At 32.6% G+C, this 26,599-nt stretch carries 29 protein-coding genes and 3 tRNA genes; 19 read left to right on the forward strand and 13 right to left on the reverse strand.

Annotated features, from left to right (window positions below; genetic code table 11):
* Positions 1-85 precede the first annotated feature (85 nt).
* The 3 genes from NH26_RS18105 to NH26_RS18115 all read left to right on the forward strand — a co-directional run bounded on the left by NH26_RS18105 (position 86) and on the right by NH26_RS18115 (position 390).
* Positions 86-162, forward strand: a tRNA-Asp gene (locus NH26_RS18105).
* Positions 163-199: 37 nt separating this feature from the next.
* Positions 200-276, forward strand: a tRNA-Asp gene (locus tag NH26_RS18110).
* A gap of 37 nt (positions 277-313) precedes the next feature.
* A tRNA-Asp gene (locus tag NH26_RS18115) sits at positions 314-390 on the forward strand.
* Between the two features lie 38 nt (positions 391-428).
* On the opposite strand, the gene NH26_RS18120 is transcribed toward NH26_RS18115, so the two are convergent.
* Complete coding sequence (locus NH26_RS18120) at positions 429-1,379, reverse strand: RluA family pseudouridine synthase (RefSeq protein WP_044223288.1); 951 nt, start codon at positions 1,377-1,379, stop codon at positions 429-431.
* Positions 1,380-1,440: 61 nt separating this feature from the next.
* Here NH26_RS18120 and NH26_RS18125 point away from each other — a divergent pair, with 61 nt between their 5' ends.
* Positions 1,441-2,634, forward strand: coding sequence for a site-2 protease family protein (locus NH26_RS18125; RefSeq protein WP_242427337.1), 1,194 nt, complete (start codon positions 1,441-1,443; stop codon positions 2,632-2,634).
* Here the strand turns inward: NH26_RS18125 and cas6 are convergent.
* The 4 genes from cas6 to NH26_RS18145 form a co-directional block, all read right to left on the reverse strand.
* Positions 2,621-3,337, reverse strand: a complete 717-nt coding sequence (gene cas6, locus NH26_RS18130; RefSeq protein WP_084812231.1) for a CRISPR-associated endoribonuclease Cas6 — start codon at positions 3,335-3,337, stop codon at positions 2,621-2,623. The two genes, NH26_RS18125 and cas6, sit on opposite strands and share 14 nt — an antisense overlap.
* Positions 3,338-3,618: 281 nt before the next feature.
* Positions 3,619-5,511 (reverse strand): asparagine synthase (glutamine-hydrolyzing), encoded by a 1,893-nt coding sequence (asnB, locus tag NH26_RS18135; RefSeq protein ID WP_044223292.1) that lies wholly within the window; start codon positions 5,509-5,511, stop codon positions 3,619-3,621.
* 150 nt (positions 5,512-5,661) lie between these two features.
* A complete protein-coding gene (chrA, locus tag NH26_RS18140; protein ID WP_044223294.1) occupies positions 5,662-6,786 on the reverse strand; it encodes a chromate efflux transporter in 1,125 nt (374 codons plus the stop codon).
* Between the two features lie 290 nt (positions 6,787-7,076).
* A complete protein-coding gene (locus NH26_RS18145; RefSeq protein WP_044223296.1) occupies positions 7,077-7,580 on the reverse strand; it encodes a metallophosphoesterase family protein in 504 nt (167 codons plus the stop codon).
* 109 nt (positions 7,581-7,689) lie between these two features.
* Between NH26_RS18145 and NH26_RS18150 the strand changes: the two genes are divergently transcribed.
* Both NH26_RS18150 and NH26_RS18155 read left to right on the forward strand, forming a co-directional pair.
* A complete protein-coding gene (locus NH26_RS18150) occupies positions 7,690-8,304 on the forward strand; it encodes a DUF4251 domain-containing protein (RefSeq protein ID WP_044223298.1) in 615 nt (204 codons plus the stop codon).
* Positions 8,305-8,588: 284 nt separating this feature from the next.
* The gene (locus NH26_RS18155; protein WP_044223300.1) at positions 8,589-9,098 is read left to right on the forward strand and encodes a YciE/YciF ferroxidase family protein; all 510 of its coding nucleotides are present in this window, start codon (positions 8,589-8,591) and stop codon (positions 9,096-9,098) included.
* Here the strand turns inward: NH26_RS18155 and NH26_RS18160 are convergent.
* Positions 9,095-10,387, reverse strand: a complete 1,293-nt coding sequence (locus tag NH26_RS18160; RefSeq protein WP_052431993.1) for an N-acetylmuramoyl-L-alanine amidase — start codon at positions 10,385-10,387, stop codon at positions 9,095-9,097. The genes NH26_RS18155 and NH26_RS18160 overlap by 4 nt on opposite strands.
* Positions 10,388-10,655: 268 nt before the next feature.
* On the opposite strand from NH26_RS18160, the gene tatC reads away from it, so the two are divergent.
* Entirely contained in the window at positions 10,656-11,489 is an 834-nt protein-coding gene (tatC, locus tag NH26_RS18165; RefSeq protein ID WP_044223302.1) for a twin-arginine translocase subunit TatC, read from the forward strand.
* 93 nt (positions 11,490-11,582) lie between these two features.
* On the opposite strand, the gene recR is transcribed toward tatC, so the two are convergent.
* Both recR and NH26_RS18175 read right to left on the reverse strand, forming a co-directional pair.
* On the reverse strand, positions 11,583-12,188 hold the full coding sequence (gene recR / locus NH26_RS18170) for a recombination mediator RecR (protein ID WP_044223303.1): 606 nt from the start codon (positions 12,186-12,188) through the stop codon (positions 11,583-11,585).
* A gap of 10 nt (positions 12,189-12,198) precedes the next feature.
* The gene (locus tag NH26_RS18175) at positions 12,199-12,489 is read right to left on the reverse strand and encodes an ATP-dependent Clp protease adaptor ClpS (RefSeq protein WP_044223305.1); all 291 of its coding nucleotides are present in this window, start codon (positions 12,487-12,489) and stop codon (positions 12,199-12,201) included.
* A gap of 128 nt (positions 12,490-12,617) precedes the next feature.
* On the opposite strand from NH26_RS18175, the gene NH26_RS18180 reads away from it, so the two are divergent.
* The 3 genes from NH26_RS18180 to NH26_RS18190 all read left to right on the forward strand — a co-directional run bounded on the left by NH26_RS18180 (position 12,618) and on the right by NH26_RS18190 (position 15,314).
* Entirely contained in the window at positions 12,618-13,517 is a 900-nt protein-coding gene (locus NH26_RS18180; RefSeq protein WP_044223307.1) for an SDR family oxidoreductase, read from the forward strand.
* 227 nt (positions 13,518-13,744) lie between these two features.
* The gene (locus tag NH26_RS18185) at positions 13,745-14,515 is read left to right on the forward strand and encodes a DUF6089 family protein (protein ID WP_044223309.1); all 771 of its coding nucleotides are present in this window, start codon (positions 13,745-13,747) and stop codon (positions 14,513-14,515) included.
* Between the two features lie 82 nt (positions 14,516-14,597).
* Positions 14,598-15,314: a DUF6089 family protein gene (locus NH26_RS18190; RefSeq protein ID WP_139263161.1), complete on the forward strand. Its 717-nt coding sequence runs from the start codon at positions 14,598-14,600 to the stop codon at positions 15,312-15,314.
* An 82-nt stretch (positions 15,315-15,396) separates the two neighbouring features.
* On the opposite strand, the gene NH26_RS18195 is transcribed toward NH26_RS18190, so the two are convergent.
* The gene (locus NH26_RS18195; RefSeq protein ID WP_052431994.1) at positions 15,397-16,014 is read right to left on the reverse strand and encodes an outer membrane beta-barrel protein; all 618 of its coding nucleotides are present in this window, start codon (positions 16,012-16,014) and stop codon (positions 15,397-15,399) included.
* 167 nt (positions 16,015-16,181) lie between these two features.
* Between NH26_RS18195 and NH26_RS18200 the strand changes: the two genes are divergently transcribed.
* The 3 genes from NH26_RS18200 to NH26_RS18210 are packed head-to-tail and all read left to right on the forward strand — an operon-like array spanning position 16,182 to position 18,900.
* Complete coding sequence (locus tag NH26_RS18200) at positions 16,182-16,970, forward strand: S1/P1 nuclease (protein ID WP_052431995.1); 789 nt, start codon at positions 16,182-16,184, stop codon at positions 16,968-16,970.
* A 52-nt stretch (positions 16,971-17,022) separates the two neighbouring features.
* Positions 17,023-18,222 carry an MFS transporter gene (locus NH26_RS18205; protein WP_044223314.1) on the forward strand — a complete coding sequence of 400 codons (1,200 nt, stop codon included), beginning with the start codon at positions 17,023-17,025 and terminating at the stop codon, positions 18,220-18,222.
* A 6-nt stretch (positions 18,223-18,228) separates the two neighbouring features.
* Positions 18,229-18,900 (forward strand): HAD family hydrolase, encoded by a 672-nt coding sequence (locus NH26_RS18210; RefSeq protein ID WP_044223316.1) that lies wholly within the window; start codon positions 18,229-18,231, stop codon positions 18,898-18,900.
* A 2-nt stretch (positions 18,901-18,902) separates the two neighbouring features.
* On the opposite strand, the gene NH26_RS18215 is transcribed toward NH26_RS18210, so the two are convergent.
* Positions 18,903-19,544: a histidine phosphatase family protein gene (locus tag NH26_RS18215; RefSeq protein WP_044223318.1), complete on the reverse strand. Its 642-nt coding sequence runs from the start codon at positions 19,542-19,544 to the stop codon at positions 18,903-18,905.
* Positions 19,545-19,685: 141 nt separating this feature from the next.
* Here NH26_RS18215 and NH26_RS18220 point away from each other — a divergent pair, with 141 nt between their 5' ends.
* The 5 genes from NH26_RS18220 to NH26_RS18245 all read left to right on the forward strand — a co-directional run bounded on the left by NH26_RS18220 (position 19,686) and on the right by NH26_RS18245 (position 23,750).
* Complete coding sequence (locus NH26_RS18220) at positions 19,686-20,105, forward strand: hotdog fold thioesterase (protein ID WP_044223319.1); 420 nt, start codon at positions 19,686-19,688, stop codon at positions 20,103-20,105.
* Positions 20,106-20,232: 127 nt separating this feature from the next.
* Positions 20,233-20,742 carry a hypothetical protein gene (locus tag NH26_RS18225; RefSeq protein ID WP_044223322.1) on the forward strand — a complete coding sequence of 170 codons (510 nt, stop codon included), beginning with the start codon at positions 20,233-20,235 and terminating at the stop codon, positions 20,740-20,742.
* Positions 20,743-20,750: 8 nt separating this feature from the next.
* Positions 20,751-21,941 carry a sensor histidine kinase gene (locus NH26_RS18230; RefSeq protein WP_084812234.1) on the forward strand — a complete coding sequence of 397 codons (1,191 nt, stop codon included), beginning with the start codon at positions 20,751-20,753 and terminating at the stop codon, positions 21,939-21,941.
* A gap of 405 nt (positions 21,942-22,346) precedes the next feature.
* On the forward strand, positions 22,347-23,204 hold the full coding sequence (gene nadC, locus NH26_RS18240) for a carboxylating nicotinate-nucleotide diphosphorylase (protein ID WP_044223327.1): 858 nt from the start codon (positions 22,347-22,349) through the stop codon (positions 23,202-23,204).
* Positions 23,205-23,216: 12 nt separating this feature from the next.
* Positions 23,217-23,750 (forward strand): hypothetical protein, encoded by a 534-nt coding sequence (locus NH26_RS18245; RefSeq protein WP_044223329.1) that lies wholly within the window; start codon positions 23,217-23,219, stop codon positions 23,748-23,750.
* Between the two features lie 96 nt (positions 23,751-23,846).
* Here the strand turns inward: NH26_RS18245 and NH26_RS18250 are convergent, their stop codons facing one another.
* Positions 23,847-24,647: an alpha/beta hydrolase gene (locus NH26_RS18250; protein ID WP_044223331.1), complete on the reverse strand. Its 801-nt coding sequence runs from the start codon at positions 24,645-24,647 to the stop codon at positions 23,847-23,849.
* Between the two features lie 51 nt (positions 24,648-24,698).
* Here NH26_RS18250 and NH26_RS18255 point away from each other — a divergent pair, with 51 nt between their 5' ends.
* A complete protein-coding gene (locus NH26_RS18255; RefSeq protein ID WP_044223601.1) occupies positions 24,699-25,601 on the forward strand; it encodes a MerR family transcriptional regulator in 903 nt (300 codons plus the stop codon).
* Here NH26_RS18255 and folB read toward each other — a convergent pair.
* Together folB and NH26_RS18265 are read right to left on the reverse strand one after the other, a co-directional pair.
* A complete protein-coding gene (folB, locus tag NH26_RS18260) occupies positions 25,588-25,944 on the reverse strand; it encodes a dihydroneopterin aldolase (protein WP_044223333.1) in 357 nt (118 codons plus the stop codon). The genes NH26_RS18255 and folB overlap by 14 nt on opposite strands.
* Before the next feature lies 1 nt (position 25,945).
* Positions 25,946-26,596, reverse strand: a complete 651-nt coding sequence (locus NH26_RS18265) for a DivIVA domain-containing protein (RefSeq protein ID WP_044223335.1) — start codon at positions 26,594-26,596, stop codon at positions 25,946-25,948.
* Positions 26,597-26,599: the final 3 nt, after the last annotated feature.

Genomic DNA, 26,599 nt, shown 5'->3' on the forward strand with positions numbered 1-26,599 from the left:
ATACCTGCCTGCAGGGGGTCGCGGGTTCGAGTCCCGTCTGTTCCGCCAACAAGTCTTCATCAAGACTTTCAAAAACTAGCTGACTGGAGCAGTAGTTCAGTTGGTTAGAATACCTGCCTGTCACGCCGGGGGTCGCGGGTTCGAGTCCCGTCTGTTCCGCCAACGAGTCTTCATCAAGACTTTCAAAAACTAGATGGCTGGAGCAGTAGTTCAGTTGGTTAGAATACCTGCCTGTCACGCCGGGGGTCGCGGGTTCGAGTCCCGTCTGTTCCGCCAACGAGTCTTCATCAAGACTTTCAAAAACTAGATGACTGGAGCAGTAGTTCAGTTGGTTAGAATACCTGCCTGTCACGCAGGGGGTCGCGGGTTCGAGTCCCGTCTGTTCCGCCAACAAATTGAAAGGTAAGTTCGAAAGAGCTTACCTTTTTTTATTTGACGTATTTTTCAATAATTTCTTTCAAATCATCAGGCAAACCAAGTTCATATTTCATTCGTTCTAGAGTCTGAGGGTGATCAAAGTGTAATAACCTTGCATGCAAACAGTGTCTTCCAATGCTATTTTGTAGGGTTGTATTTGCCGTGTATTGCACTTTCTCATATCTTTTGTCTCCTACTAAAGGATGATCAATGTATTGCATGTGAACGCGAATCTGATGGGTTCTTCCTGTCTCGAGGATACATTCTACAATAGAAAACTGAGGGTAGCTAGCAATGGTGGAGTAATGAGTGATGGCTTCTTTACCAAAAACACCGTCATCAGATACTTCTATACTCATTTTGTCATCAGGGTTTCTTCCAATATGTTTTTTGATCATCCCTTTTTGGGGATCAGGAGTTCCCCATACAATAGCATGATATACTCTGTTAGTAGATTTTCCCTGAAATTGGGCTCCAAGATGTTCTCTTGCTTGTACTGTTTTAGGGATGACTACAATGCCACTAGTGTCCTTATCCAGTCTTTGTACTAAACAATCCTTTATTAAGGCTGTAGGTTGATTAGTGACGTTATAATGATGTTGTAAAGCATTCTGTAGTGTCTCCTTATAAACTCCTAACCCAGGATGCATCGACATGTTAGCGGGTTTATTAATAACAATAAAAGCATCATTCTCTTCTAGAATATCAAGAGGATAATCATAAGGGATAAGTTCTTCTAATTTCCTAAAGGATTCAAACCATTCTACTTTATCAAACGGTTTTAATTGGTAGCTAGCTTTTGATTTTTTATCATTTACTAAAACCATCTGCATTTTGATATGTTTTTGAATTACATTCCTACTTTTATTAGGGAGTTTAATGGATAGGAAATGATCCAATCGCATGGCTTGCCCACCTTCAGGAATATCAAATGATGCATGTAGATGTTTTATTGATGACATTTTTGATTTTGTATCTTAAGATAATTACTAACTTGCAAGACTAATTTTTTAGAAGAAGAATATGGAAGAAAATCAGCCTTCATTTGAGAACAAAGGTGACGAAATTACTCAAGAAAAAATATCTGTAAAGAAAAAGTTTGTGGGAATGCCCAAATGGAAACATTTTTTACTTTTCCTATTAACGCTAACTGCAACAACTTTTGCAGGGTTAGAGTGGATTTATGGTAAATCTGTTTTGTTTGATAGTATAACTATTGAACAATGGTCTGGAGCAATGACTTATTCTTTTTGTTTTTTGGGGATATTAACTGTGCATGAATTTGGTCATTACTTTACTGCAAAGTATTACAAGTTAAAAGTGACTCTTCCTTATTTTATTCCTGTTTGGTTTTTTACATTTTTACCTTCTATAGGAACTTTCGGTGCGTTTATTAATATTAAATCAAGATTAAAAACGACAAAAGAATTTTTTGATGTAGGAGTAGCAGGTCCTTTAAGTGGATTTGTAGTGGCATTAGGAGTATTGATTTATGGCTTTACTCATCTTCCCGCACCAGAATATATATTTGATATTCATCCCGAATATCAAAAGTGGGGATTAGACTATGCCCAACATGCTTACAAAGATTTAGCAGAGGGGACTGATATGATGCTGGGTTCAAATCTATTATTTGAAATACTTAAGCATATTTTTGTAGATGATTTAACACTGTTTCCCAATCCACACGAGTTGATGCATTATCCATTTCTTTTTGCTGGATTTTTAGCCTGCTTTTTTACAGCATTGAATTTATTGCCTTTTGGTCAGTTGGATGGAGGGCATGCTTTATATGGAATGATTGGTCACAAATGGTTTCATAAAATTATTCCATTTACATATTCTATATTTTTGTTTTGGGGAGGTTTAGGTTTGTTTTCAGCAGAAGACCCTAACGATTACTTATTGAGTTACGTACCTTTGTATTTACTGTACTTGTATTATGTATCAATGAAGTTATTTAAAGACAAAGTAACGATTGGTATGTATGTAATGCTTGTATTTACATCACAATTTGTGCTCACTACATTTTATCCGAACATTCAAGGTTATACAGGTTGGCTCTTATGGGGCTTCATGTTGTCTCGTTTCTTAGGGTTGAATCACCCACGTCCAATAATAGAAAAAGGTGTTGATACCAAAAGAAAAATTATTGGAATCATCACCTTAATCGTATTTATATTATGTTTTTCGCCTGCTCCTTTTATTCTTGAGTAGTGCTATCTTTAACAATATAAGGGGCTTTGTTTGGTTTGAAGTTAGGTATATCTAACATTCCAAAGCCATGGTCAGCTAATTCACCAAAACCGTTGTGGTAAATAAACTCTTGTACTTCTGGAGCTGCTAAAACTTCAAAAGGAAGGGTATACCCTCTAGCCTCCATGATTTCTCCATTTTTAATAACAGAGTAAATTCGAGCAAACTTCTTATCCATTCTATTGATTTTTTCCAGATACTGCTGATCAGGAATGATTTGAAATCTAAAAAATGAAGAGATTTGTTCTGGAGTATAAAGCCCTGACTTTTCCATTCTATACATGGTTGAGTCGTATAGCATATCAGAAAATTCATCGCTTAGAGGGTTAACAAATAATTTATTGTTTAAACCTTCTACTTGATGGAACGGTACAATTGGAGAAATACACAAATATTTCATTGATTGATGAAACAATGGAGCTTCTTCAATTTCTACGGTATCCGCTTGAAGCATAAGATTACCTAATAAAATATGTGATTCTCTGAACAGTCCATTTACTACCCTATCAATAAATGATTGCGTTGGGCTTGTTAAGACAATGGTTGCTTTCTTAGAAAAATAATGAAGCCCTTCTCTTCCCACCTTTGTTTGGCCTTTTAAACCAGAAAAGGTAAAGTAAGAATTTTCAAACATATCGTTATCAGCACACGCTATTCTTAGCATGTTCTGTACGAGTTTTTGGTGATGGAAGGGTAAAATTGCTCCCTTGTTTCTAAGATTGAAGATTATTCTAATGCGCACCTTCTAAAAAATTTGTAGTTGGTAACAAAAGGAAATTCCTTAAAGATAAAAAAATTAAATGATGTAATTACTCACATCTATAATATGTAAATATAAGAGAGTGTTTGGTATTCTAAAAAAAATATCATCTCCTTAAATAGCATATAATCTTAATATGAGAATTTTTTTCAAAAAATGATAATTATTTCGACAAAACCCTCTATTTAATCGATTTTAAATTTCTTCCACCAATGTTGCAGTACCAATATACTCCAAATTTGATTTTGATCGTAGTTTTCTGTTTTGAAAATAATGTCTTTTAGATTCTTAATATAAAGAGGATCAAATAGTTTCTGTTGCGCAATAAAATCATCTTCTAACATTTCGTTTACCCATGATCTTAAGGCTGTTTTATACCCTTTCATTAGAGGTACTTCAAATCCATGTTTAGGTCTTTTATATAACTCCTCAGGTAAAAGCGGACGGAAAGCATCTTGAAGGATTTTTTTCTTCATTTTACCATCAATTTTATATTCAGAAGGTAGGGACATTCCAAACTCAACTACTTTGTGATCTAGGAAAGGCACTCTAACTTCTAAGCTATTGTACATAGACATAGAGTCTACTTTATGTAGCATATCATTTACCAATAAACCATTGATATCAGAATAGAGTACATCAGAAAAACCATCTCCTGTAATATATTTAGTAATCTCTTCTTTCCTTTCTTCAAACTCCACCATATTTAATTGTTCTTTAAACTCAGGGTGAAGCATCTCTAATGTCGAAGATGTGTCTCTCCAACAACATTGAAACCAATACCTTTCTTGAGCAGAAAGCTTTAGCCCCTCACCAAACTTAACGGCTTGTCTTACTTTGTTACCAATAGCAGAATTTCTACTCTGAGGGAATTGTTTTAAGAGTGGTAAAAGGTTTTTGATGATGTTTGCTGTAGTTCCACCTTTCCTTGTTCTCCATTCTCCATAATGCTTATTATAACCGGCAAAAATTTCATCGGCACCATCTCCAGATAACGCAACAGTAACATGCTTACGAGTTTCTTTACTTAGAATATTAACAGCAATTGCTGAAGCGTCAGCGAAAGGTTCACCATAATGATCTAACATCCCAAATAAATGATTATAAAAATCATCTTGAGTAAGTTTAAAAGCCGTATGCTGTGTATTATATCTTTTAGCCACTAATTCGGCATAACGAGTTTCATCAAATAGGGGTTCATCTTTATAACCAATCGAAAAAGTTTGTAATTGATCGGTATGTTTAGAAGCCATTGCCACTACAGCTGATGAATCGATTCCTCCACTTAGAAAACTACCTAGAGGAACATCAGAGACCATTCTTTCTTTGACAGAATGTTCCATTACTTTTAGCAATTCGGTCTGAGCATCTTGGTAAGAGATTGTTTTATTTTCTGCTGTTTGATGCTTTAAATCGTAATAGCGATGTATCTTAAACTCTTTATTTTTAATCACCATATAGCAACCTTGAGGAAGCTTTTTTACATTCTTAAAAATAGAGTTTGGTGATGATATATAAGTTAATTGAAGGAGTTGAAAAATAGAATTGTAATCCACTTCCTTTTCCAATCCAAATTGAAGAAGGGCATTCATCTCACTTCCAAAGACAATTTTGTCCTCATCACATGAATATAACAGCGGTTTAATTCCTAAGCGATCCCTTGCTATTATTAAACTATCATTTTCATTGTCATAAATAGCAAATGCAAAGAAACCATGCAATTGGTCCAATGCTTTTATGCCAAAATGAATGTAGGCTTGTAAAAGTACTTCAGTATCGGAGGTCGTATGAAATTGCACTCCTCTTTGAGTTAAAGAAGCTTTAATGGTTTGATAGTTATAAATCTCTCCATTAAACACAATAGTATAACGACCACTTGGGTCTGTCATAGGTTGATTCCCTCCCTCGGTAAGATCGATAATAGAAAGTCTTCTATGACCTAAGTGTACAAAATGACTGCTGAATACATTACCTGCATCAGGACCTCTACGTGCTAGTTGATCATTGGCTCTATGCATATGTATAGCTTGCATTCGTCCAATTTCATTAAAAGCAAATAATCCAGTAATTCCGCACATTTAGCAAATAGTTTTAAGTTGAAAAAATTTGATTTACGAAATTACACTTTTATCCTTTTTAATCATATATAAGCTAAAAGATTAATAAAAAGAGTAGGGGAGTATCTAAGTAGTGAGATAGATAATCACTGTTTTAAATGTTTCTTGGAATTAAATAAATGTTGTCAAAATATATCCTAAAAGGCTTCCTCCTAGAATAACATGCATTGCGTTAGCCTTCTTTATTCCGAAAGTAGCAAAAAAGCCTAATCCACCAATGAGTAGACTTTTCCAGTCAGTAAGTGCAGTCATAGACATTTGAATGAGTACAATTCCCATTATCGCTACAGCTGCTACGTTTACACTGTCTAAAAAGTACCTTACTTTTTTATTTGACCTTAGTTTAGGGATAAAAGGGTTGAGTAATAACACTAGAATAAACGAAGGTAAGAAGATGCCTAGTGTTGCTAAGATTGCACCTAAAACTCCTCCTAATTGATAACCTACGAAAGTGGCAGTAGATAAAACGGGACCTGGGGTAAATTGACCAATAGCGATAGCATCCATCAGTTCAGCTCTAGTTAAAAAACCAGTTTGAACTAGTTCTGTATCTAAATAAGCAAATAAGACGTACCCGCTCCCATAAAGTACTGCACCTACTTTTAAGAACGTAAGGAAAATTTGACTTTGAGATATTTGTTGAAATGTATTAGGTATTAATAGTAAAGGTAAAATAGACTGTTTGACATTGTTATTATTTTCTTTAAATGAAAAGTAAATAATACCTAAAATACCTGTGATTAGTAACGCGAATACATCATTTATACCAAGTAAAGAGAGAAGTACCGTACTTAAACCAATTACAGCTAATTCTATATTTTTAATCGCTTTCTGACCTAGTTTTAAAACTGCCCCAAAAATAATGGATAAAACTGCTGGCTTTATACCAAAAATGAAGGGTTCTATATTGGGCAATTCTCCATAAGAGACATATAAACTACCTAAAATACCTGTAATAACAACAGCAGGTAAAATAAAGCTAAGTCCTCCAATGATGAGTCCCCAAAAACCTGCCCTTTCGTGTCCTACATGCATGGTCATTTCTGTAGAATTTGGTCCAGGAATTAAATTAGTTGCTCCGATAAGATCAAGGAAATGTTCTTGGGACATCCATTTTCTTTTTTCTACCACTTCTTGCTCTAGCATGGCAATATGAGCAGCAGGTCCTCCAAAGGCTAAACAGCCTAATTTAAACATCACTTGAGCTACTTCTTTTAGTTGATTGAATCGTGTCATAGGTGTAATTGTTATAACACAAATGTAATAGCTTGCCTTTTATGGGGTATTGACTATTTGAAAAAATACTTTTAAAATATGGACTATATAAAAAAACAGGCATAGAACACTTGATATCGTCCTATGCCTGTCTGTGTCACGCTTTTAGAAACTGATAATTTTTTCAAATTCTTTCAGTTTGCTAGCATTATCTCATCTCATAACTTTCATTACAAATTAAGCGTAAATTTCACACATGAGAAGATGACTTTAATGTAAATAAATGTTGATTGTAGTCATCTTTTTTAATATTATGTTAATGAAGCACGTTTCCCTAGCTCCACGACTCTTAAATTTTGTGGTATTCCGTCTGAGATAGTCAGTTTAATTAGTGTCCTCATTTGATGAAACCCATGTCTACCCGCTGCACCAGGATTAATATGAATTAAATTTCTTTCTTTGTCAGGAATAACTTTTAAAATATGGGAATGTCCACAGATAAATAATTTAGGACGGAGTTCTAATAACCTTTTTTTAAGCTTTCCTGTGTATCTAGGAGGGTATCCTCCAATATGTATCATATATACTTTTACTCTATCGATATTAAATATCTGTTCTTCAGGAAACTCTAACCGAGCATTTCCATTATCAATATTCCCATAGACTACTCTAAGAGGTGCTAACTTTTTTAAAGCATTAGTTACTTCTTCATCACCTATATCTCCAGCATGCCAAATTTCATCACAATCACTAAGGTGTTCTATAATTCTATCATCTATATAGCCATGTGTATCGGATATAATTCCTATCTCCATTGATCAATTGATTAATAATAAATGTAAATAATGGTAACTATCATGTTTGTTCGAACGTTCAGTTAATTGTAAATAATTTGGAAGAACATTCATTTAAACTTTAGATACTATGAAAAATTTAATCAGAAACATTGTGTTGTTGGTGACTCTATTATTTGCAGTATCAATAAATGCACAAGATACATTATCAAATACAAAAGCATTATCAAAAAAAGAAATTAGAGCTCAAAAAAGAGCAGAAAGAATAAAAGAAAAAGAAGAAAGAAAAAAGGCAGCTAAATTATTTGAGCAAATTTTACATGCTCAAGCAGTATCCGGAATAGATAGTATGGCCTTTGTTTTAGAAGCAACACAAGTATATGATCGTTATGGAAATATGGAAAATGTATCAAGTAACATCAATTTTGTAAGTGTAAATGGCGATATGGCTGTTTTTCAATTAGGATTTGATGGTCTTGTTGGATTAAATGGAGTTGGAGGTATTACGATGGAAGGTAAAATTTCTGACTATAAGGTGAAAGAAGAAGATAACGGTCGTAGAACAGTAAGTTTTAATGTGATGGGACCAGTGATGTTGGCTAGAATGCAATTTAGCATAGATGGAAATGGAAATTTTGCCAATGTAAAAGTAAGATCACAAACAGAAAATATTGAATTGAGTTTTCGTGGACAAGTAGTACCATCGAAAAACTCTAGTGTCTATGAAGGCATGAAATTATTCTAAAGATTTTAAAAGTGTAGTAGATGATGTAAAAAATGAAAGGGTATACTCATTGAGTATACCCTTTTTATATTGTTCACTTTTCATTTCATAATTTATCTAATGCAAATGTATGTAGATTAAACACTTAATAGTATGATTCTAATACTATTTTAGGGTGATTGTTGTCATTGAAAGTGTTAAAAAATAGGAGGTTATTTATATGTAAATAATACACTTGTATATTTGTAAGGTGTTGTAAATATGTGATTTATATTTTTTTTCACCCATAAATAAATTCCAATGTTATGAAACCATTAGAAGACCTACGAGACCTTTTCATTCATCAAATGAAAGACCGTTATGACGCAGAAACTCAGCAATTAGAGGTTTATCATCAGCTAAAAGGACGTGTACAATCAATAGCTTTAAGAAGAGTAATAGAAATTTGTGAACACAATGCTGAGAAACATTTAAACTCTTTGAATGAGTTATTTTTAGAACTTCATGAAAGTGAAATTGGAGATATATGCGAATGTTCTTTGGGTATGATCAAAGAAATGCAATTGATGATAGAACGTTCAACCAACTCTAATGTTGCTGATATGGCTATTGTGTCAACCATAAAACAATTGCACTCTAATGATGTTGTTGGGTATCAAATTATTTTAGGATATGCACATAAGGTACATGACGAGACTATAATGGATCGTTTGTATGAAATTCTAAAAAATGAACAAGATTTGGATATCGTATTAGATGATACCATGTCCAGATTAATTGAGAAAGAAATGGAAACAGAAAGAGTGTATGCTTAATTATTTTTTGGAATATAAATGTCAAGGGATTTTCTAGCTTCACTTTGTTTTACAGTAACAATAAAGGCGTCAGGAAATCCCTTTTTTCTTACCTTTTCTCTTACTTCTTGTGCCTTAGATTTGGCATAGTACTTCCCTACTAATACTTGATATTTGTATGGGTTTTTGGTACTGTCATCATAGAAAAGATAAATAGATTCCCCAAGCTTGGTAAACTCGTTTTTATTTAAGTCTAATTTTTTATCAGAAGACATAATTTGTATTCTGTAGAAATGTAATTCGTTTGGATTAATTTCTTCTTTAGTCCCTTTATTAATATCTGTTTTTTGAACAGCTACAGTAGTAGTATCTGTTTTTTTCTCTTGTACAGGGGGGGAGATTACTTTTTTAGGAGCAGTTTTCTGTACTTGTGGTTTTTCAAATTTTCTTATAAAAGCATCTTTAAAGCCTTTCTTTTTTACTGTAGCTAAGAGTTTATCAATATATTTTTTTTCGTATTCTCTACCCACATATAAAATGTACTTATTCTGAATCGCTACAGGTTCTATTTGCATGTTTAATCTGCGGTACTTTTTATAGGTCAATTCTTTCTTATCAGTTATTGTACCTATTTGTACTCTATAATAGGGATATCTTTTATCGGCAGCAGGTTTTGTTTTTAAATTTTCAAACTTTCTGATTCCTCTGTAAAGAGCCGAAGCTATGTAGGTTTGGCCTTTACCAGAGTTGAGAAATTTTTCCTCTTCATGGTTACTCATAAAACCACATTCCACTAATACACCAGGCATTTCTGAATACTGTAATACTTGAAGATTGTGTCCTCTGTCGTTTTGATCTCTAATTCCTTTACTTACTCTTCCTGTTCTTCTTAATTCACTATCAATTGACTTGGCTAGTGCATAAGAAGTGGGGAATTTTTTACTTTGTATATGTACTTGTGTACCCTTATAATTTTTATCTTTTAATGAATTACAATGTATACTGATGAAATAATCGGCTTTTACTTTATTAGCAAAGTCTACTCTTTCATTTAAAGTAAGTGTTCTATCTGTTTTTCGAGTATATTTTATGTCTACATTTTTGACCCTTTCTTCTAAATAACCACCTAATCTTAACGCGATATCTAAATTTAAGTCTGCTTCATTTTTTAAATAGGATTTAGGATGACTTTTGGGTTTGCCAACATCTTCTCCTCCATGACCAGGATCGATAACAATCACTATTTTTCTTTTAAATGAATATTCTTTGTGATTGTCCATTTGTCCGTAAGTAGTAGTACTAACAGTCACTAGAGTTAAACAAAGTAAAATAAAAGAGTATATGTAATTGTATTTGTACAACATTGTATTAAAAAATCTACGATAGGGATTGCTGTCATTAAGCTCAAAAATAAGATTCTTTATAAGAAATTACTATTTAGAGATCACAGACGAATACAAATTAGAAATATTCAGTACTTATTTACAAGTATTCGAACATAGTTATTTATTTTAATTATGCGATTTAAATCAAATTAACGACCTTTGCAGGCATTGAAAAAGATCAACTAACAAATATATGTCAGATCACAAAGAGGAAAACGAAATGTCGTTCTTAGATCATTTGGAAGAACTAAGATGGCACGTTATGAGAGGAGTTGGATCCATTTTAATTTTTTCGATCCTTGCTTTTATCTCAAAAAAATTCGTATTCAACGTTATAATATTAGGTCCTTCACGTTTGGACTTTCCTACATATCAATGGTTATGTGAGTTATCTCATTATTTAGATACCGATGTATTGTGTATCCAAAGCCTTCCTTTTACAATTCAGAGTAGAACGATGACAGGGCAATTTGCAATGCACATTATGTCTTCTTTTGTGATCGGTTTGATTATGGCATTTCCATATACCTTTTGGGAAATATGGAGATTTATTAAACCTGGATTGTATAATAATGAGAAATCTGCTGCAACAGGGGCGACATTCTTTGTGAGTTTATTGTTTGCCACAGGGGTACTTTTTGGTTATTATGTAGTATCTCCACTTGCAGTTAATTTTCTTTCCAATTATCAGATTGATGAAAGTGTTTTAAACGAGTTTGATATTACCTCTTATATATCCACTATTGCAATGATTGTTTTATCAGGTGGAATAATGTTTCAATTACCTATGGTAGTTTATGTCTTATCAAAATCTGATATGATTACTCCAGATGTAATGAAGGAATATAGAAAACATGCTCTAGTTGTTATTCTAATCATTTCAGCCATTATTACACCTCCAGATCCAATTACTCAGGTAATGATTGCCGGGCCAATCTTTGCACTATATGAGATTAGTATTCTTATCTGTGCGAGAGTTGTCAAGAAAAAACAAAAGGCTGCAGAAAAAGCATTAAGAAAAATATAGTTTACCAATTTCATTTAGAATTGGATAGATAAAAAAAGATCAACTTAATTCAATAAGTTGATCTTTTTTTTGATATTTCTTTGAGAACAGAGTTTATAAATCTGTTCTTTCTGCAATTGATCGTCCTAAAGTTAGCTCATCAGCATATTCTAATGCACCACCTACAGGAATACCTCTTGCAATATTTGTCAGTTTTAAAGTAGTTATCGCCTCTAATTGCTGACGGATAAAAAAAGCGGTTGTGTCTCCATCTAAACTTGCATTAAGAGCAAATATCACTTCATTAATGTCTTCTTGATGTACCCTATCAATTAAATGTTCGATAGTTAAATCATTAGGTGTAATACCTTGAAGTGGAGAAATAACCCCATTTAAGACATGATATAATCCTTTGTATGCACCTGTAGATTCTATAGCCAAAACATCTGACATATTTTCTACTACACAAACAACAGAATCATCTCTTGAAGGAGATGCACAAATATTACATAAATCTTCATCAGAGATATTGTGACATTTCTGACAAAATTTGACATTTAGTTTAAGGGACGCGATTGCGGTTGCTAAATCTTTGGCAAACAATTCATCCTCTTTTAAAATGTACAATGCAAGGCGTAGTGCAGACTTTCTACCAATACCTGGTAAGTTGGAAAGTTGCTCAACGGCATCTTCTAATGATTTGGAAGGAAGGTTTAACACAAATAGTAATTTATAATATTTCGGCTGAAATACCTCTGTCCACCATAGACTTTCGCATAGGGGATAATTCGTCAAAAGTGCCATTCTTTACAGCACATTTTCCATTATAATGGATAATCCAAGTACATTGTTCAGCTTGATGAGTAGTATGATCACACACTTGAATGAGTGCATCAATTACGTGTTCAAACGTATTTACTTCATCATTGAAGACAATAAGCTCTCGCTTCTGTTCTGAATCGACTTCAGTTTCTTCTAGAACCTGTACGTCGGTATCATGTTGAGTTGCTAACGTAATCATTGAAATAAGATTTGATAATGCAAATTTAATTAATCGCTAGGATAAAATTCTAATCACACTGCATATATCGAGTTTTGATTTAGTAGATTGTGTTATCAAATATACTCAGATATATAATTTCACAATATATGAAAAATAAGGTACTTATCACAGGATCAAATGGTTTACTTGGTCAATCTATGCTTAAATTACTTAAAAAACAGGCAAATGTTAATATTTACGCAACAGGTAGAGGAAAGGACAGATTTTGTGAAAATGGGTATGATTATCATTCATTAGACCTTACAAATGAACAAGAGATCGATGCTTTGATTAAAAAAATTCAACCGAATTGTATCATTCATTGTGCAGCAATGTCTAAAGTGGAGGATTGTGAAGACCATCAAGAATTAGCTGTGAAAGTCAATACAAGAGCAACAGAAATACTAGCAGACGTAGCCATAAAATATGGAGTTGATCATTTTATATTTATTTCTACCGATTTTGTTTTTGATGGAGAGAAAGGAATCTACAAAGAAGATGATGAAAGAAACCCTCCTAATTTTTATGGTCATACCAAGCTTCAAGCAGAAAACTATCTCTTGAAAATATCTGATCAATTACCAATATCAATTATTAGAACATGTTTGGTTTACGGACAAGTAAAGGATATGAGTCGATCGAATATTATGCTGTGGGCTAAAAATCAATTGACAAATCATATGCCTATTAAAGTTGTGGATGACCAGATGAGAACACCTACTTTTGTAGATGATTTAGCCATGGGAATCCTATTTTGTATGGATAAGAAAGCGGTAGGAGTTTATCACATCTCTGGAAAGGAGGTTTTTACACCCTATCAAATAGTAATGACTTTAGTGAAAGAATATAATTTGAATAGTGATTTAGTAGAAGCTGTAAATGCATCCACATTTAAAGAATATGGAAGAAGACCTTTAAAAACTGGGTTCGATATTAGTAAAGCACAACAAAATTTAGGTTATAGTCCAATTTCTTTTTTAGAAGGAATGAAACAAGTAATAAAATAAAATCTCATTTTCATTGTTAATAAAATAGGTATTATCTTATATTTGCTAAGCGAATTTATTTACAATAAGGCAACTATTACTCTCTGTATTTTAGATTTACCAACTTATTGTGTGCAATTTGGCATAAAAGATGTATATCTTTTTAGGGTGGATTTACCCACTTTTTTAATTATAGAAGAATAAAACTTCTCTTCATACAGGAGATTGAATATAAACTTTCGGTTTTAATGGGATTTAAAAACTGTTTAAAAGCTGTTCTATTGATGATGATCTTTACTTTCGCCTATTCTGAAGTTTCTGCTCAGGGTTTGAAAGGTAGGGCTAGATTTACAGCAAAGAAAAGATATTGGAGTTATGGTGGTACTTTGACTACAACCAACTTTATGGGAGATTTATCTCCGGTAAACTCTAAAGGTAGTATTGATTGGGGTGCTACAAGAGCTCAAATTGGTGGTTTTATACAAAAAAGATATGCACCAAGAATTTCAGCAAGACTGTCTTTAGGAAATAACTTTTTTTCGGGAAGTGATAAAGATGCAGGACTTAACCCTGATAGGGGGTATGAATTTAATTCTTATGGATTAAACTTGAGTTTACAAGGTATTATCGATTTATTCCCTAACGCAGGAGTCTATTATAGACGTCCTAAAATTCCAATTCCATATATTGGTATTGGTGTAGGTGGTTTAGTAGGTTCATATAATTTAAAGCAAAATGCATCTGATGATTATCAAGGTGCAGTACTTGATGGGGAAAAGTCTGAAGCATTTGCTACTTATATTATTCCTTTATCATTAGGTTTGAGATACAAATTATCCACTCACCTTGATTTAGGTTTCGAAGGAACAATAAACTATGCGGGTTCAGATTTGTTGGACGGTATTGATAATTCAAACAACGGAAGTACGTTTAAAGAATTTAATGATGTGTACTTAACTATAGGTTTTTCTCTGAATTACATTATGGGTGGTACTATCAAAATGCCTAAGTTCCGTTAACAAAAACACTAATACAAAAAAAAAGTCCGCTGGTTTAAACTTGCGGACTTTTTTTGTACTTTTAGAATACAATTTTAAAAATATGAATATTACTTATTTAAGAAATACTATACTAACACTTCTTTTTAGTTTGTTCATGACAAAACATGTTCAAGCTCAAGATTGGATTTTAGGTGGTGGTATTGGTGTGTCTGCTTACGCAGGTGACGTTTCTCCATTGCCTCATCCTTTAGATTATAGAGTTGGAGTTAAAGGGTTCGCAAAGTATAAAATGAACAATTTCCTTCATTGGAGAACAGATTTACATGCAGCTTGGAACACTGGGAGTGATAGCAGATTTGATAAACCATTACCTAAATCAAGAAATGCTAGTTTTCAAAATGTGATGATTAATTTAGCTACAGGTTTTGAGTATAACTTTTTAGGTTTTAGAGAAGATAAAAATAAGCGAGATAGTTTTACTCCTTACTTTTTTATGGAGTTGGGAGCTGGGTTGTTTCCTATTATTGAAACAACCACTGAAAATCCTCCTGCTTTACCATGGGCTGTTACTTTACCTTTTGGTGTTGGGTTTAAGAAAAGAATATCAACACATTGGGACTTTGGAATGGAATTGAGTGTTACAAAGCCATTATGGTCTGATAAAACGGATACCATTTATAGAGACGACGACCCTTCTACACCAATCACAGAGCAATTAACAGTACCTTCTTGGAGAGATAATTATTATTTCCTAGGATTTACTTGGTGTTATAATATTATCAATGTTAACTGCCCGAAATCTCCTAGAATAAGATAAAATACAAAGCATAAAAAAAATAGCTACTCATTTGATGAGTAGCTATTTTTTTTATGCTTATACAAGATAAATCTTAGTATGATTAGTCATTACCTCCGAAGAAGAAACCAACACTAGCAATCCACTGTGCAGATTTCATAGAAGTAACGTTAGCTTTTTCAGATAAATAATCAGATGATCCTTCGTATTTAACATCGATCGTTAACTTTTTGATATCAACACCTAGACCGGCTTGGTATCCCCAAACAAAATCATTTGAAGAAATTTGAGGAGCTGTTGGGTCTAACTGTGCTGCAGCATCTTTAAAGTTGTCAGATAAATTAACCTGTCCTACAACACCGCCATAAGCTCTTGCATTAATACCTAATAAACCAAATTTAAAACCAGCAACAACTGGAATATCCATTCTATTTACATAAGTATCTTGTGTTATACCATTAGCAGAAATAGAACCACCAACTCTTGAGTATAGTGCTTCACCTTGAACGTAGATAGGTAATACAGGAATATTTACTCTTAACATAAGACCAGCATGCCATGAAGCCGTACCTTCAGTTTGCCATCCAGAAGGAGCACCTTCTAAATTAAACTTAGATGCGCCAATACCACCTTTGACACCAAAACTTAATAGACCAGATTGAGCATTTGCAGTTGCTCCAATAAGGAGTAAACCACAGATAATAGTTAAAATCTTTTTCATGATAAAAAAATGATTGAGATGTAATTGTTCTTTAGTTAGACAATCGAAATAATCAGAATGTCAATTTCACAAAGATTAATTGAATAGTTTAGGGTTTTGTTTTGATGCCCTAAAACAACATTCTATCTTGCATTGCATAAATAACAAAAATTTAACCAATCGTAAAGATGAAGCATTTTATTCTTTCCATTATCAGTATCACTTTATTATTTGGAGGAACATTTTTACCTCAAAAAGTTATGGCTTGGGGACAAACAGGACATAGAGTTGTAGCTGAAGTGGCTGAAAATCATTTAAATAAGAAAGCAAAAAAAGCCTTGCAAGAGATATTAGGAGATTCTGCTTATTTACCTATTGTAAGTACTTGGATGGATGATATAAAATCTGATAAGAAATACTCTTTTATGTCTCCATGGCATTATATCAATTTAGATGAGGGTGAAACATTTAAAGATATTCAAAGAAGTTCTAAAGGAGATATTCTAAAAGCAATAGATGATATGATCAAAATTTTAGAAGATGAAAATTCTTCTAAAAAACAAAAAGCATTAGCGGTTAAAGTTTTAACTCATCTTATAGGAGATTTACATCAACCTTTTCATGTGGGACATAAAAGTGATTTAGGTGGAAATAAGGTAAAAGTGACTTGGTTTGGTAAACCATCAAATATTCATAGAGTTTGGGATTCTGATATGATAGGCTCCAAAGGATTAAGCTATACAGAATTAGCAAAGTTTGTTGATACTGCTTCAGTGGAGGAAGTAGTAAAGATTCAGAGTGCTTCTACTGTAGATATGATGAATGAATCACATCAATTATGTACAAGATTTTATAAAGAAGTAGGGGATGGTAAGCTAGGTTATCGTTATATATATGATAACTACCATGTTGTTGAAGATAGAATTATGAAAGCGGGAATTCGTTTAGCCGGTATATTAAATAAAGCACTAGGTTAATCAGAATAGTTTTTGATAACTTTGAGGAGCATGTTTTGATAGAAATTAAAACATGCTCTATTTTTTTTACCTTATCAACAAAGATTTGACATTACAAAATAAATCAGAAGTATATACTTTAAATTTTTGGTTATTATGCTCTAGCTCGTTACTGTTTTTTACGAGCTTTAATATGATCATACCTGAATTACCAGACTACTTAACATCCTTAGGTGGTGAAGAGTATAAAGGACTTATTATCGCATTATTTACGGTTACTGCAGGTATATCGAGACCATTTTCAGGAAAGCTAACAGATAGAGTTGGGCGTGTACCTGTAATGTTTGTAGGTGTATTGGTTAGTTGTATCTGTACATTATTCTACCCTATTGTAGGAACAGTATTTGGCTTCTTATTAATAAGGTTTTTACATGGATTTTCTACAGGATTTAAACCAACAGGAACGTCTGCTTTTTTAGCTGATATTGTACCTGCGGATAGAAGAGGAGAGGCGTTAGGCGTATTAGGATTTTTTTCAAGTACAGGTATCGGAATAGGACCTTATTTTGGTTCGTTAATAGTAATGCATTTTGATATTGAGGTGATGTTCTATATTTCCTCAGGTATTTCTTTATTATCAATTCTAATTCTTCTAAACTTAAAGGAAACATTATCCAATCCAGAGAAGCTTAAAGTAGAACATTTCATCATTAGAAAAAATGAAATTATAGATAAATCTGCTATACCTCCTTCCATTGTTATGCTTTTGTGCACAACTGCTTATGGTGTGATTTTAACTTTAATACCTGATCTCAGTACCCATTTAGAAATAGAAAACAAAGGGGCTTTTTTCTTATATTTTACTGCAGCTTCAATGCTAGTAAGAATATCTGCAGGTAAGCTATCCGATAAATATAGTCGTGTGACTGTATTGAAATTTTCTACAATAATATTGGTGTTTGCTTTAATAGCCGTTGGGTTATCAAGTAATGCTGTAGAGTTATTCGCTGCTGCAATATTGTTAGGAATTGGTATTGGTACAAATTCTCCATCTGTTTATGCATGGACCATAGATAGAGCTTCAGAAAAACATAGAGGTAGGGCAATTGCAACAATGTATATTGCCTTAGAAATTGGTATTGGATTGGGAGCGGTTATATCTGCAGAAATCTACGATAATAATGTACATCAAATAGGTTGGTCATTTTTTGCTTGTGCAGGGATGTGCTTCTTGGCTTTTCTTTATGTGATGTTTAATAAATTTGATAAATAACAAAATATGAAATTCGAATATTTATTCTCCGATTGTGATGGGGTGATTATTGATAGTGAAATCATCGCAGCAAGAGTGATGGTGAAGTACATCAATAACTTTGGGGTGAAAATAGATTTAGAAGAATATCTTAGAACATGTTCAGGAAAAACCTTTTCCGGAATTATGCAGTCGCTGTCTGCAAAATATGATATCCCTTTAAAAGAAAACTTTGTTGAGGAAATTACAGACCTATATATGGCTGCAGCAACAAAAGAAGAAAAAGCAATTGATGGTGTAAAAAAGGCTTTTGAAGCGATTTCTTTACCAAAAGCAATTATTTCTAATGGATACAAAGAGCAAATCAATCATTCTGTAGATTTTTGCCAATTAAGAGAGCAATTTGAGGATAGAGTTTTTTCGGGGGTAGAAGATGTAGAATTTCCTAAACCTGCACCAGATATATATTTATATGCTGCACAAAAAATGGGTTTAAAACCCGAAAATATTATAGTAATTGAGGATAGTAAAAGTGGAGCGAAATCAGCAGTAGAAGCGGGGATGTATGTTATAGGTTTCACGGGTGCATCTCATATTTTAGAGGGGCATGATCAGGTTCTTTTATCACTAGGTGTTAAACATGTGATTCAAAACATGTCAGAGTTACCCCCTCTTATTGATGAGATTTGTACTGAATAAAATCATTTTGCATGGTCTTTAATTTTTACATTTGCTAAGTGTCTTGTATCATTGGCTTGAATAATTCTAAACTTTTTGTTTGAATAAGCTAAATGATATAAGGCTAAATTAGAATGTTCATATTGATCCATATCCTTTAAAGGCTCATCCATTAATGTAGAAACTAAGATCTTCATAGCACGACCATGTGTACATATTAAGACATTATCTTCACTTTGGTTGGATAAGATATAATGCATTGCTAATCGTTGTCTTTGAGCTACCTCAAATGGCGATTCAGCATCTGCTAATTTGTAGTGATAATTACCACTATTCCACTCGTTAAGTAATTTCTTATGGTTTAAATTATCTTGTGGAGTTAAGGGTCTACCTTCTTTTTCTCCCCAACTAATTTCGTTTAAACCAGATAGTTGTTCGAATGGAATACCTAGATTAACAAAAGGTTGTACACTTTGTAAGGTACGTTTTAAAGATGAAGTATAAATCTTGTCAAAGGCAATATGATTGTATTTATTAAAGAAGTCTAAAGATTGATCTATTCCTGTTTTGTTAAGGTTCGAATCAACACTGTTTCCTTGGACATATCCTTTTTTATTGAAATCAGTCTCGCCATGCCTGATAATGTAAATGTGTTTTGTTACCATAATTTTTTATTTTTTTCAAAAGTAAAATCATTTGAATAATGATTTAAAGGTGAAACATAGTAAAATTGTAGAAGTATTGTTCTACTCCTCTATTTTACGTAAAAACTGGTAGTTTAGTATATAAAAAAAAATAAAGCATGTATGTTTAATAGTAAAGTTACAATAAAATCACTTAATAAACTCAGAAACAACATGGTTGGACATGTTGGAATAGAATTTTTAGAGGTTTCTGAAGGATTTATTAAAGCTTCTATGCCTGTAGATGAAAGAACAACTCAACCTTTTGGATTATTACATGGAGGAGCTTCGGTTGTATTAGCAGAAACGTTATGTAGTGTTGGGGCATTATTGCATATTGATCAGGAAGATCAGGTTGCAGTTGGACAAGAAATCAACGCTAATCATATCAAATCAGTAAAAAATGGCTTAGTTTATGGTGAGGCTAAAGCGATTCATATGGGGAAAAAGACTCATGTTTGGGAAACCAGAATTGTTGATGAAGAAAATCAGTTAATTTGCATTTCAAGAATGACTGTAGCCATTATTACTAAGAAAAAGTAAGGTTACTACATCATTTTTTAAAGATGATGTAATTTTTTTATTGATTTTAAATCCTCAATTTTGAACCAATCCTTTTTAAAGGAACTTTTTTATTTTTTAATTAAGCGGACAATAACAAATTTCATTTATGGCAAATAACAAGTGGGTATTTATTCTATTCGGATTTATTTCATTGGGTATCATTGCAGTTTTATCAGGAGCATTTGTTGATATTGAAATTGAGCAAAGAAAGCATGAGGGGTTTACCATCAAAGGTTTTGCCTATGAAGGCGATATTACTAAAGAAGCATTTACTCATTTGTATGATTCTGTGATCCAGCAAAAAAACAAAGGAGTATTGAAGGGCGACATGGCTGTTTTGTTTTATACTCACCCATCAGAACATCAAAAAGCAAATGTGATTGTAGGAGTGATCAATGATAAACAAAATAATGATGAAAAATTCACGGTTTATCATCAGAAGGCTTATGAAGAAATCTATTCTATAATTAACTTAGGAGAAATGTTTACTCCTAACCCAGATAATGTGATTGATGCTATTGATCAATTGAAGGAAGAAAAAAATCTGAAAGGGACTAAATACCTCGAATATTATACTTCACCAACTGAAGTTATTCAGTCGGTAATCATTGACTAGAGATTATTTTGAAGGGAAAAATTTATACTAATCGATCAACACTAAAAATATTAGTTGTTTTCACAGGCCTAATCATAGGTGTAATTTCAATTATTTATACAGAATTGTTGGTCAGCGAACTAAGACAAAGAGAGTATGATCAGATTGACTTTTTTGCAAAAGTACAATCAAAACTAGCGTCTATGAATGGGCAAGATAATGCCGATGTGACTTTTCTCTTGATGGAAGTGATACAAGGAAACGACCTAATTCCTGTGATTCTTGCTGATGAAAATCAATACCCTATTAGTTCTAAAAACTTAGAAATACCTACAGACCTTAACAATCAAGAAAAATTAGTCTATTTATCAAAAATGATAAAAGAGATGGAGCAAACTTATGCTCCCATCAAAATAGATTTTTCTAATGGGGAGGTGCAATATATTTACTATGCAGATTCTCATCTAATTAAAAACTTACGCTTTGCTCCATTATTACAGATTTCGCTTTTTGGTATTCTAGCTTTGGCGGCTTATTTGGTGTTTTCTACCTCAAGAAGGGCAGAACAAAATCAAGTATGGGCAGGGTTGGCGAAAGAAACGGCTCATCAATTGGGTACGCCTATTTCTTCTTTAGTAGCTTGGATTGAATATTTTAAAACAGATGAAGATTTTGATCAGAGTATTATTGAAGAATTACAAAAGGATGTAAATCGACTTGAAATGATCACCGCTAGGTTTTCTAATATTGGCTCTGAACCTGTTCTTAAACCTAAATATTTAGAATCTAGTGTAAGGAATGCAGTAGATTATATGTCAAAAAGAATCTCTGCCAAAGTAAGCTTGAGCGTAGATTATGACATCGATAGTCAGGTACAGATCAATATAAGTAGACCTTTATTTGAATGGGTAATAGAAAATTTATGTAAAAACGCAGTTGATGCAATGAATGGTGTTGGGAAAATCCATATCAAAATGCATTTAACTCAGCATAAAAATACAGCTATCATAGATATAAGTGATACAGGAAAAGGTATTCCAAAAAATAAATTATCTAAAGTTTTTAATCCTGGTTATACCACTAAGAAAAGAGGATGGGGTTTAGGACTTACTTTAGTAAAAAGAATTGTAGAAGAATATCACCAAGGTAAAATCTATGTTTTGGATTCTGTGTTAGGAGAAGGCACTACTTTTAGAATAATGATGCCTATAATGATGTAAGTTTGTAGATCATTTTTAAAGAGATATTAAGGATTTAATCAACTAATTTATTGGTATTATTGACCAATTTTCTGATCTTTGTATTGGGTCGGTCACATATTGGATTTTTCAACGTGAACTCATATAAGGTGTACCGGTTATTGAAGAGCAGGCCTCAACTTTACTTCGGTAAAGTCATTCTTAGGAATGTTAACAGTGGAAGGTCGACATTTTATCGGGAAACCTAAACTTGTTATAAATGGAAGAATTCCAACCGACCCTTTTTACTTTAAAGCGATGCAATGCATGGCTTTTTTCTTTTTTATGGGGGGATATCGTCTCGTTAAATACATATATTTTGAATTTTTGACAGATCAATTTAGAGAAGGTCTTAACAATTAAATTCATTTCATTACTTTTGTGTCCGTGAAACCAAAATATTTAACTGAACAAGCAATATCATCTTTTATTCAATCAGCATTGAATGAGGATATTGGCGACGGAGATCATTCGACACTTTCTTCAGTACCTGAAGATGCGATTGAGTCCGCAAAAATGATATTTAAAGATACAGGGATTGTTGCCGGTGTAGAAATAGCCGAAAGAATCTTTAATGCTTTAGATGAAACATTAGAAGTGAAAGCACTTGTGAAAGAAGGAGACTTTTTATCACATGGAGATATAATTATGGAAGTAAAGGGTAAAGCACAATCTATCTTAATGGCAGAGCGCTTGGCCTTGAACTGTATCCAACGTATGAGTGGTATTGCTACACATACAAACAGGGTAGTAAAACTTGTTGAAGGAACTAAAACTAAAATTCTTGATACAAGAAAAACTACTCCTAATTTTCGAATTCTAGAAAAATGGGCTGTTTACATTGGTGGTGGTCAAAATCATAGATTCGGATTGTATGATATGGTTATGCTAAAAGATAATCATATTGATTATGCTGGAAGTATAGAAAAAGCTGTAGCAAGAACAAAAGATTATTTAGCATCAAAAAATAAATCACTAAAAATTGAAGTAGAGACTCGAAACCTTCAAGAGGTGAAAGAAGCTCTAGCTGCAAATGTTGACGTGATAATGCTTGATAACATGCATCCTGATACAATGAAAGAAGCTGTGGTATTGGTGAATGGCCAATGTAAAACAGAAGCTTCTGGAGGTATCACAGAGGAAGTTGTTGCAGAAATAGCTCGTACTGGTGTAGATTATATATCATTAGGTGCATTAACACATTCAAGTTTAAGTAAAGATATCAGTTTAAAAGCTGTAAAGTAATTAACAAACAAAATGACAATTAAGACAAAGAAATATCAATTGGATTCAAGTACTTATGTAAAACTTGGATTAATGGGTGTAATGAAAGAATTATGGTGGTTCTGGTTTCTTCCAGCTTTAATAATTATCGTTCCTTCTCTTATTTGGCCTGACTCAATGGGTTGGTGGATCGGAACAGGTATCATCCTTTCAGTATTATATGTTCTTTTTTGGTGGGCTCAATTTATGGGTGCAACACAAATGGAACAATCTAAAGTATTCTTCGAAAGATTATCGTATGAAATTGATTCAAGATTCATTATGATGAAGAAGAATGCAAAAGAAGGAATGCCTATTAAGTGGGATATGGTTAAAAGTGTACAAGTAAAGAAAGATGCATTTGTTATCGTTTTAGGTAATGATAATATTGAGGCTAATAAAATTCAAAAATTCTTTGCTTCAAAATTGGGAATGCCATTATACTTACCATTCTCTATTTTTAATGGAGACCAAGAAAAATATATGATGAAGTTGTTAGAGCGTAAAAATTTAATCGCTAAAGCATAAATATATCAACATAAAAAAATCCCTTTTATAGTACTATAAAAGGGATTTTTTTATGCCTTAATTTTATAACGGATAATCAGACTTGTGTTATTAAGATCACTTATTTGTTACTAGCCAACTAAAAAAGCTTTGCAGTACAGTAAAGTGATTACCTTTTAAACGTATCAGATGTTTTTCTTCCATTAAAGCAGTGAATTTTTGTAATCTAGATTCTGAAATAACTCTATCTGATACACCACTCACTAAGTAAAAAGGAGTATGATGTTTATGAAGTAATTTTTTGAATTTTTTATTTGAGATTCGTGCTTTTCTTAATGCTATCCAAGTTTTTGCTATTTTCTTAGATTTCTCTTTAGAATCGACACTGTTTAAAGCAAATTGAGCAAGATGAGGTGAAATAAGATGTATAGATTTTATACTCGATATGATACGAGTTAACAATCTATTCTTAGACATTATATATTTGAATACAGGATTGATAAATTTATGAGTTAGGGCAGGGAAGTAATAATTTTTACCCACACCATCGGGTGCTACCAAAAATAAAGTATCGCATTTTTTAGGGTTTTGTTTATAGCTAAATAAAGCTAATCTAGCACCAATAGAAAAGCCACATAGTTGCCAAGACTTAAAGTGATTTACCCTTGCAAAATGAAGAATATAATGATAAACAGTAAGAGGATAATTGGTACTTAAAGATTTATCAAATAAATCATTTCCAGAATGATAGGGCAAACTTATTGATAATATGGTATATTCGTCCGTTAATTTGGATATTGGAGAGAATACATCAGATGTTTGACCGTATCCATGAAAACAAACCAATAATTTTTTACCGGATCCTATAACATTGAATCCCTTAAAGTTTTCTTTAATATTTTGGGAGAAATAAAACAATTTTTTATGTCAAACTGTTAAGAGGTTGTAAAAAATTTGAAAACAGATTCTATGAGTAACTATTCAATAAAAGATTTAGAACATTTAACTGGAGTAAAAGCTCACACTATCCGTATCTGGGAACAAAGATACAAATTAATAACCCCTAAACGATCAGAAACGAATATTAGATTTTATAACGATTCAGATTTAAAATTAATGTTGAACGTTTCGTTGTTAAACAATAACGGTTTCAAAATATCTAAAATTGCCAAATTATCTCAAGATGAAATACATGATGAGGTTTTAAAAGTAGTTGAGACGAATGAATCGAGTTTTGATCAAATATCAGCCTTGACTATGGCGATGTTAGAATTCAATGAATCACATTTTGAACAGATTATTGCATCTAACATTCTTAAAAAGGGTTTTGAGGATACCATGATTAACATTGTCATGCCATTTATGAGTAGGATAGGTATTCTTTGGTTAACAGGCTCTGTATCACCAGCACAAGAACATTTTATATCAAATCTTGTGAGACAGAAAATCATTGTAGCCACAGATGCTCAGATTATAGAAAATCAACCAGATCAACCAACGTTTATGTTGTTTCTTCCGGAAGGTGAATTGCACGAAATTTCTTTACTTTTCGCAGCATACATGATCAGAGCAAGAGGCTTTAGGGTTATTTATTTAGGTCAATCATTACCATTTAATGAATTAAAAGATGTCCATAACGGATTCCAATCAGAATATCTTTTAACAGTTTCTACCTCCATTGCACAAATAAGTGATATGCAAAAGTATATTGATAAGTTAGGATCAGCTTTTCCTGATTCCAAAATCTTATTGACCGGCAGACAAATTGTTGGTAATGACTACAAAATGCATGACAACATGGAAGTAATTCCTTCAATGCAGTATTTTATGGAATTATTGGATAGCTTAAAAGAGCCTGTTACTGTTCAATAGTAATGCTCGAAGATGTACAAATTGATCCTATAGGTGGATTAAACTTCTTGATGACTACTTTCACCTTATGAACACTATCACCCCATTTATCATAAACATCATTGACAATATTTTGACCTATGGTTTCCAATAATTTAGTGGAAATGTCCATATGGTTTTTGATAATCTCAAATAGTTCCATGTAATTAATGGTGTTATTGAGATTATCTTTTTTTGCGGCTTCAGAAAAATCAGTATCAACGCTAATATCTACACCGTATTTGTTACCAATTTTTCTTTCTTCTTCAAAGAACCCATGATAAGCAAAAAATTCAAGCCCTTCTAATGCAATACTGTTTTTCATATTATTCGTTTACAAGATTTAAATCTTCAAAGAAGCTAGTAGCCGTTGAGTTATCAACACTAATCTTATCATTCATTTCTTTTGCTTTTTCCTTTTGAATTTTAACAGAAGATTGATCAGCGTGTGCCATATCCTTGATTGCTTTTAAACGTCTAGTTTCAGAAAGTGCTTTCTCAGCCATATCACTTAAAGCATCTAAAAGTTTATCAGAGTAATTATCGATGGCTTGATAATCACGTTTCATCATTTTAGTATCTTTTCTTAATTTATCCATATCATTACTATAGCGTTTTTTAGCTTCATGCATAGCATTATCCGCTCTCTCTTCCGCTTCTTTTAGGATAAATTCAGCTCTTTGTTTGGCTGTAGAAAGAATAGTATCTGCTTGTTTATCAACGTCTCTTAATGCAATTTTTTTTGCATTTTCTGCTGAATTGATACTATCGATCATTTTTTCTTCTAGACGTTCAAACTGTCCTAATCTTTTTTTATAGTCTTGAAGTTCAAGAATAAGATTTTCATTTGTTTCTCTTAATAATTCAATTTCTTTAGCTACAGTATGTAAAAGTCTAGTTACATCTTTAGCGTCATATCCTCCAAAAATTTTCTTTTTGAAGTTTTTGTTAATTAAGTCGTTTGGTTCGATACTCATGGT

Origin of the sequence: Flammeovirga pacifica (genome assembly GCF_000807855.2) — a bacterium.
Classification (GTDB): Bacteria; Bacteroidota; Bacteroidia; order Cytophagales; family Flammeovirgaceae; genus Flammeovirga; species Flammeovirga pacifica.